Origin of the sequence: Bradyrhizobium sp. 159 (assembly GCF_023073795.1) — a bacterium.
Lineage (GTDB): Bacteria > Pseudomonadota > Alphaproteobacteria > Rhizobiales > Xanthobacteraceae > Bradyrhizobium.
Genome location: NZ_JADPKE010000106.1, coordinates 21,821 through 29,854, shown reverse-complemented (window position 1 = coordinate 29,854; position 8,034 = coordinate 21,821). Strand labels below are relative to the sequence as shown.

Annotated in this window: 4 protein-coding genes and 3 pseudogenes; 5 read left to right on the top strand and 2 right to left on the bottom strand. The window is 57.3% G+C overall.

The window, feature by feature from the left end; all coding sequences use genetic code 11:
* A pseudogene (locus IVA96_RS33025) lies at window positions 1-220 on the top strand (RNA polymerase sigma-54 factor); the annotation flags it as partial.
* A gap of 1,139 nt (window positions 221-1,359) precedes the next feature.
* Here the strand turns inward: IVA96_RS33025 and IVA96_RS33020 are convergent.
* Window positions 1,360-1,566: a cold-shock protein gene (locus IVA96_RS33020; RefSeq protein WP_247421780.1), complete on the bottom strand. Its 207-nt coding sequence runs from the start codon at window positions 1,564-1,566 to the stop codon at window positions 1,360-1,362.
* A 778-nt stretch (window positions 1,567-2,344) separates the two neighbouring features.
* Window positions 2,345-2,539, bottom strand: a pseudogene (locus IVA96_RS33015) (helix-turn-helix transcriptional regulator); the annotation flags it as partial.
* Between the two features lie 579 nt (window positions 2,540-3,118).
* Here IVA96_RS33015 and aepX point away from each other — a divergent pair.
* The 4 genes and pseudogenes from aepX to IVA96_RS32995 all read left to right on the top strand — a co-directional run bounded on the left by aepX (window position 3,119) and on the right by IVA96_RS32995 (window position 8,004).
* Window positions 3,119-3,930 (top strand): annotated as a pseudogene (gene aepX / locus IVA96_RS33010) (phosphoenolpyruvate mutase).
* Between the two features lie 189 nt (window positions 3,931-4,119).
* Entirely contained in the window at window positions 4,120-4,707 is a 588-nt protein-coding gene (locus IVA96_RS35940) for a sugar phosphate nucleotidyltransferase (protein ID WP_346347924.1), read from the top strand.
* Between the two features lie 514 nt (window positions 4,708-5,221).
* Complete coding sequence (locus IVA96_RS33000) at window positions 5,222-6,271, top strand: SIR2 family protein (protein WP_247421778.1); 1,050 nt, start codon at window positions 5,222-5,224, stop codon at window positions 6,269-6,271.
* Window positions 6,268-8,004, top strand: a complete 1,737-nt coding sequence (locus tag IVA96_RS32995) for an ATP-binding protein (protein ID WP_247421777.1) — start codon at window positions 6,268-6,270, stop codon at window positions 8,002-8,004. The genes IVA96_RS33000 and IVA96_RS32995 overlap by 4 nt, the downstream gene beginning before the upstream one ends.
* The last annotated feature ends 30 nt before the right edge of the window (window positions 8,005-8,034 follow it).

The window sequence follows — 8,034 nt, the reverse complement described above, 5'->3', positions numbered from 1 at the left end:
CGCCTCGGCTGACGGCGGCGAGGCGCATTCCGCCGAAGCGGTACGTCACCACATCAAGCAGCTGATCGATTCGGAAGCGCCCACGGCAATCCTGTCGGACGACACCATCGTGGAACGGTTGCGCGCTTCGGGCATTGATATTGCCCGCCGCACGGTCGCGAAGTACCGCGAAGCCATGCGCATTGCTTCCTCGGTGCAGCGCCGTCACGACAAAGAGTAGGTAACATCAACAGCCGAGCATCGGCCATATCGTGCCGTCCTCCCAAGCCGTTGATTGGGGGCCCGAAAGCGACCCTTTGTCGTAACTACCGAAAAGCGGCTTGCACTTCGTCGGGGCGCTATTACCCGCCTCGGACTGCGTTGGCCAGGAGCGATAAGCGACGACTGGAGTGCTGCGATATTGGAGAACGAGACTTTCCCCGGCTCGGCTCGATCACATCATCGAGATGAAATCCGCTGTTCGCGCTTGGCTGGAGGGCGGATAGGGGCTCTTGGAGGGTGCAATTCGGGGAGGTTTCCCGGCCGGCCGCTGTTACCAACGCGCGGCTTTGGATTAGATCATGAGTAACGTTGCTCGAGGCAACACCGCCGATCGCGACGGGACGCGGCTTCTTCGCCTCAGGGAATTTGCGCGGCAGGTTGATGACGAAAAGACTCAGAAGGCAGTTGGCACCATTCTCGTGCGTTTGCACGTTTCGGCCCCAAGCAGGTTGGCAAAGCGGCCGGCAGTGGTCTAGGCAATTGCGCTAAGACAATCGTAGCCCGCAAACGGCAGGAGCGGAAGCGGCACTGGTGCCTCGCCTTTTTCCGAGCCAGCGGCGAAGCCCGTCAGCTTCTCGCAAGGTTTCCGGTGTAGCGATGCCGTCCTTGTTTACGGAGGATGGTGAGCGCGGGACAATCATTCCTACCTAGGAAGGCGGCTTTGATGAATGTCCAACACTGCATGAGATGATCGTGACCGGCGAGGAGCCGCAAGAGCCCCTGATAAGCAACTACCGAATGCTCGCGAAACTCACGCGGAAGATGCCCCGTGTCTCAGGTGGCGCTTACCGAGGGATAAATGTTCGGAGCATCTTCAGCAGACAATCCAGCCAGAGAAAACGCACCAGACCAGAGCCAGAGCACGGTGCGGAGCTATACTGACGCGTTCTTCTAGCTCAGATCTCGTGGTGAAAAGATCGCTGCACTGGGATCAAGATGGCCTACTGGCCCGCGCTGAGAAACCTTTTTTGTCCCGCGACAAGGTGATGGCTCCTGCGTTACCAACGCTTCACCTCCTTCACAATCGCAATGTTCTAACGATGCACGCCAAAGTTATGTTCCTTAGGCGGAAAAGAGGTGGGTCCTCGGCTGGCTCGATCAGCCAACCCGGAGATCCTCAGCTGACATCTTGCCCGTACGCCCCATCTTGAGCTCATAACTTACGCGGGCTCCCTCGTCGAGGGTGGTGAAACCAGCCTTTTCAACGGCACTGACGTGCACGAAGACATCGGGGCCTCCATCGTCGGGCCTGATGAACCCATAACCCTTGGTTGGGTTGAACCACTTCACAATACCCATTGCCACGGCGGCACCTCCATAGTGAACAGTTGAGATCTAGCGAAGAGTTCGCCGATCCTCAAGAGCAGCGATAACTAACGCCACTGGCTCGATGCGAAGAGCTCGCGCTCGTTTTTGTCGGAGGGCCTAGCTATACGCGAACGATAGAAACGTCCCTGGCGCGAGATTCCAGGCCTTAGGGTCCTGATGACGCTTTTGCCTCTGCTTCGGTTGCTGTGGTTAACGGTTCACAGGAGAATTGCATGCATCGCACACGCCGCTCTAACCACCAAAAAAACGAGCTGGGGATTGGTGGCCCGCGAAGATCGTTCACCAAGCCGGCAAAGCTCCGTGAGCATCACCTGAACTTGGTGAGGCGTGTAGACCGCTAGAGTTCGAGCAACGTCCTACGAGCAGCCCCTTTTGAAAATGCGTCTGCCGACTGTCACTGCCCCAAAAGTTCCGCGCCACGCCGTCCAAACCTCCTTTGGGTAGCCGTAAGTTCAGGAGGTCTGCCGCTATGGTCACCGGACTTCAACCTGTGACATGCCCATAGGCTCGCAACACGGAGACAGATGATTAGCGCCGGACTCCCCATCTAGCTTTCAAGAGCGTGACGCGCCGGCGGCACTACGTCCGCTCGCTCTTCCGTTGCGCCTCACCATTACGATGGGCGACGACCTGGAAGCACGCCATGTTTATAGTATCAGCGCCTCTTTCATCGCAGTACACTTGGCAGGACGCAATTTGCTTCGCATTTCGCCACGGCAATCCACGCCTTATCAGCCCCACCGCGAACCGCGGTCTAAATAAGCCGGAGACGTCGCGCTTCGACGACACACTGGGTCCGGGTGCTCGTTTCGAGCTTACGCATCGCATTCTTGATATGGAAGTTCACGGTGTTCTCGCTGACTTTCAGGATGACCCCAATCGACCAGGATGACTTCCCCTTCTCGACCCACCGCAAACACTGCCTCTCCCGTTCCGACAGCACAACCTCTTTCCCATCATCCGCCATGACTTTCTCCTGGGCTTGAGAGAACAAGAACGGCATCAGCAAATGCCATACCATTCAGGCGCCCAGGCAAAGTCTCGCCCAATCAGAGCAAGTTCTTTGGAGATAGCGGCTCCACTCTGGCGAGGCTGCCATCTGAAGCCAGCCATCTCGAGGAGCTCTCGCCATATGTCGTAAACGCCACAACCGCATTACCACAATCGTAGCGGTCGATTTCACACTTTGTGTGAAACATAACCCCCTTCACTAAGCGTTCCTCGCGCCAGAGAGCGGGATCAACACGCATGAACTCATAACGACGACTTTACGTTTCGCGTCAATCCTTGGCAATCATGCAAGCCCTTTACATCAAAATAAACTACCAAAGCTGGTCATTGATCGCCGTCAATCCAAAAGGGTATGAACAGCGACGTTTGCATCAATCGAAGCTGGGCTTCCCAGGATTTGTGAATGCGGTATCAACCACAAGCCGTTCGGCCCACCGCAGGTCAGCAATACACCGGGCCATCCTCTGTCGAAAGGCTTCGCGCCGAGGTCTGTTCGAATGGTGAGCTCTCGTTTCTGATGGAGGCGCATGATGGCCTTTCGGCTAGAATCGCCGAGCGTTCGGGATTCAAGGGGCTCTGGGCGTCTGGCTTGTCGATTGCCAGCTCGCTGGGCTTTCGCGATGCCAACGAAGCCTCATGGAGCCAGCTCGTCGAAAGCGTCGAACGATCGTGGATACGACTGAGCTACCGGTGCTCGTTGACGGGGATGGGGGCTTCGGCAATTTCAACAATGCCCGCCTCCTTGCACGCAAGCTTTGCCAGGTTGGCGCGGCGGGCGTCTCGCTTGAGGACAGCTGCTTCCCGAAGATGAACTCGCTCATTGGCGAGCGGCATCCCCTCGCCGATATCGATGAAATCTCCGGGCGTCTGCGGGCTGTGAAGGATAAGGTGGCGGAACACCTTCTTCTCGTGGCCAGGATCGAGGCGCTGATCGCCGGTCACGGATTGAACGAGGCCATCTTGCGTGCTCATGCCTATGCGGACGCAGGAGCCGATGCCGTCTTGATTCACTCGCGAAAAAGTACCGCGGACGAGATTCTTTCGTTCGTCACCGAGTGGGGGAACCGGCTTCCTGTCGTGATCGTTCCGACGACATACTATCGAACACCAGTCTCCGCCTATCGCGATGCGCGCATATCCACGGTCGTTTGGGCCAATCACTCCATGCGAGCTGCGACAGCTGCAATGCGACGCGTCTGCGATAGTATCGCAGCTGAGGAGAGCGTTGCCAGCATTGAACCTCATATTGCGCCGCTCAGCGAGATTTTCGAGCTCCTGAAGTATGACGAACTCGCCTTGGCCGAACAGCAATATCTGCATCCCCGATAGCCCAGGACAGCAGGGTTCACGCCTGACGTTTCTCTTCTTAAAACCCTGCCCGTTGCGCTCTCACCTCTCGTCGGTCCCGCTCCAGTGTCACCCGATGGGCTGCGATGTAAACTCTCGGAGACGCTATGGACATCCAAAATATCTGTCCCTACGGCTTAAGGAAGCACACACAGCGGCTGATGCCAGTGTATGCGTCGAGTACAAAATGTGTATTCCTCTTTCAATCAGCGAGGTGGGTGGTCTGACACGTTCGCGGCAAGCCCGAACGGAGGCGTCCACGATCCCTTGAGGAGTGAAATTCGGGATAAAAACGCAGATGAAATGGCCCTGAATGCTCCAAAGCGTGCGCTCATTCTTGCCGCTGGAGTGGGCGCTGGTCTGTGGCCACTAACGGATCTAAACCCGAAACCTTTGGTCCAGATCCATGGCACTCCCGTCCTATACAACGCGCTACTTAACCGCCGCCCAATCGGGCCGAACGGAGGGCGGCTTCATAGAAACCTTTTTTGTGAGGACGGAAGTGGAGGAGCTGGACGCCACTTTTCAGAGGCGCTCGTTTCAGCCTCGGCCGCTGCCCTCGGCCCGAATTTGGTCAGCCAAGTGGCCGACTTGATCCCCGCACCTCAGCTGGGCAACTCTAGGCATCGACTACACTTTACAATACCGTTGGGACGCCACGGCTGCGTGCTATGGCTAGATGCCTTGACTCGCGATATCGAAGAGAGGTCTCTCCACAAGAACCAAAAATCTCAATTGCTGCGGCGAAGCTCGCGTTGACGCTGGAATTCGTCGTCAAACCCAGCTGCATTCGAAGAATTCAACATCTAAACTTTGTAAGCTGTTTTCGTAAGCCTTTATGCGGAAGCGACAACATCGATTTTGTTCGGTCACGCCTCCCACCATGAAGTTGCTACCACAGGACTGGCGCTTCGCTTGCGGCCAGAGCGGTGATCGGCTGAGAGCGTGAGCACCAGCTCGTCGTGGCCACGAGTCAGAACCGAGGTGCTGTTCTTGGCAACGAAGTTCATTTGCGGCGCACGGAGCTGCCGTTCGTTAGGCTCCGACCCGGCAGCAAACGAGCCTCTGATCTGCGCCCGTGAAGGACACTACGTTCTAATTCGACCTTCAAGGTACTCAGAAGCAACATTCACCCCGGCGCGCCGCTGCAACTCTCTGGTTGATGAGTGAAAACCCGCGCTACGATTCATAAACACGAGATCTGCATTATTGCCGCACGGGTTACGCTCCGCGGCCGAGCATCAGCCTCAGGATCTGATCGAAGCGAGACGCAATGGCAACAAAGAGCCACACTGAGCTTGCACAGGAATTTGCACAAAGCGCGCTAAGCGCAGCCCCGGTGATCATCCTCGGAAGCGGCGCCTCGGCGGCGCATGGTGTCCCGGGCATGGGCGCCTTAGCAGCACGTTTATTAGAGACCCCGCTCCCAGCTGCATGGACTGGTCAAGAAAAAGCCGAATGGATGTCCTTCCTTGACAAGCTCACAACTGGAGCCGATCTCGAAACTGCGCTCCAGCAAGTACGTGCGACCGAGCGACAAACGCTGTTCGTTGCCGCCGTCACTCGGGAATTTCTACTGCCCTCCGATCTAGCCGCTCTGGCAGCCGTGTTGGCTGACCGCCGCACGTTGCCGCTCACCAGGCTCTATCGTCACCTCTTCGACAGCACTCATGTCACTGTTCACGTCGTGACACCCAACTACGACCGGCTCGCCGAATATGCGGCCGATGCGGCCGATGCGAACACGTTCACCGGGTTTAGCTATGGCTACCTGCAAACACGGGCACAATCCCCTGACACCCGAGTGACGGTAAATGGACGACAATCACGTACCGTGGCGGTCTGGAAGGTTCACGGCTCACTCGATTGGTTCCAGGACGCCTCAAAGCAAATCATCGGTGTAAGAAGTGCTCTCACGATCCCAGCCAACTATTCGCCGCTCATGATTACACCCGGTATCGACAAGTATCGGCTAACCCACGGCGAGCCCTTCCGCACAATCCTGGGCTGCAGCGATTTGGCGTTACAGAATGCGCGCTCCTACTTCTGCGTTGGCTACGGCTTCAATGACGAGCATGTTCAAACAAAACTTATCGAGCGATGCGACCGCAATTCTATACCCCTGGTTGTCCTCACAAAGGAGTTGACGCCTAGCGCTAAAGCTTTTCTCTCCGGTGGTCGGTGCCGGCGCTATCTCGCCATTGAAGAGGGTAACGCCGGCGCGCGCGCGTATATGCACCATGCACCCGCAGGATTCGACCTCGAGAAGCCGCTTTGGCGTCTCGACAGCTTTCTCGATCATTTCATAGGAGCCGACGCATGAGCATCTTGGACTTTGCAGATCACGAGGCGCTCGGCCGCGTCCAATCGGTCGACACTGCCACTGTGATCGTCCGCGTCGATGATATCGAGGCCTTGCGAGCCATCCAGGTCAACCGACTGGTGGCACTGCAGAGCAGCTTGGCAGGCCACAAGCTGATCGGTGTGATATACAAGATTACGCGCACAGCGCTCGAAGAAGCGAAAGTGGCCGACGTTGACCTTGGTGAGGAAGCACACCCCGAGGTCAATCTCGTCCGTGTCACGTTGATTGGCACGTTGCTTGATCGAGACGGTAGCCGATCGAACGTATTTAGGCGCACGCTTGAGACCGTTCCCGAGATAGATGCATACTGTTTTGCTCTCGAAGGCGAACGGCTCACCCGCTTCATGAGCGTCATCTCCGACGTGACCGCCGGTGCGCAGCGTCTGTCGCTTGGAGCCTATACTCTTGATCCCAAGGCCGAAGCGTATGTCAATGGCAACAAGCTCTTTCAGCGCCATGCGTTGGTCGTCGGCAGCACCGGCTCCGGCAAGTCCTGGACGACGGCCCGCCTCCTCGAGCAAGTGGCCGAGCTCAAGAGCGCCAATGCGATCGTATTTGACATGCATGGCGAATATGCGTCCATGGCTGGCGATGGCTTCGTCCATCTTCGCGTCGCAGGCCCGGGCGATATTGACGCGGGCAGAGGGCTATCCGATGGCATTCTTCATCTTCCGTACTGGCTGATGAGTTACGAAGCGCTCGTCTCGATGTTCGTTGATCGCACAGACCAGAACGCGCCCAATCAGGCCATGGTCATGTCCCGCGCGATTGTGGATGCCAAGTCCAGCTTTCTGGCTGATGGAGGACATACCGATATCCTGGCCAACTTTACCATCGACAGCCCCGTCCCGTTCGCAATGGAATGTGTACTTGCAACGCTTAACCGCCTGAACACGGAAATGGTCCCGGGCGCAAGAGGTGAGAAGCAGGGCGACTTTTACGGCAAACTCAGCCGTCTGATCCAGCGCCTCGAAGGCAAGCGCACAGACCGGCGGCTTGGGTTTCTGTTTCCAGCCGCTTCGATTGCCGATGGCTATGAATGGCTTGAACAGGCGGTGACACTGCTGCTGGGCGGACGAGCCGCCAAGGGCGGTCAAGGCGGGGTGAAGGTAGTGGATTTCTCAGAGGTGCCCTCGGATATCCTCCCACTTATTGTCGGAATGGTCGCGCGCATGACATTTCATGTGCAACAGTGGAGTGCACAGGGGGCTCGCCATCCCGTTGCGCTGTTCTGCGACGAAGCACACCTCTACATTCCCCAGAATGCAGCCTCCGCCGCTGCCGAGAATGCGATCGCAATATTTGAACGTATTGCCAAGGAGGGCCGAAAATATGGTGTCGGCCTGGTCGTGATCAGCCAGCGGCCCGCAGAGGTAAATCGTACCGTCGTCAGTCAGTGCAACAATCTGATTGCCATGCGACTGACCAATGGCGACGACCAAGCGGTGGTTCGCCGACTGTTGCCCGAGAGCCTAGGCAGCTTCGGCGAATTGCTGCCAGTCCTCGACACCGGCGAGGCCCTGGTTGTTGGTGATGCCATTCTACTACCAACGCGTATCCGAATTGCCAAGCCTCTCAACGAGCCGCTCAGCGGCACGATCGAGTTTTGGGACCGCTGGGCAGATCCAGCGGCTGTAGCCGCTCTAGACAAGGCAGTTGAGAGCTGGCGCCGTCAGACGCTCATCAAATAGCAAGTATCACGCGACTACAGTTCGTCCGCA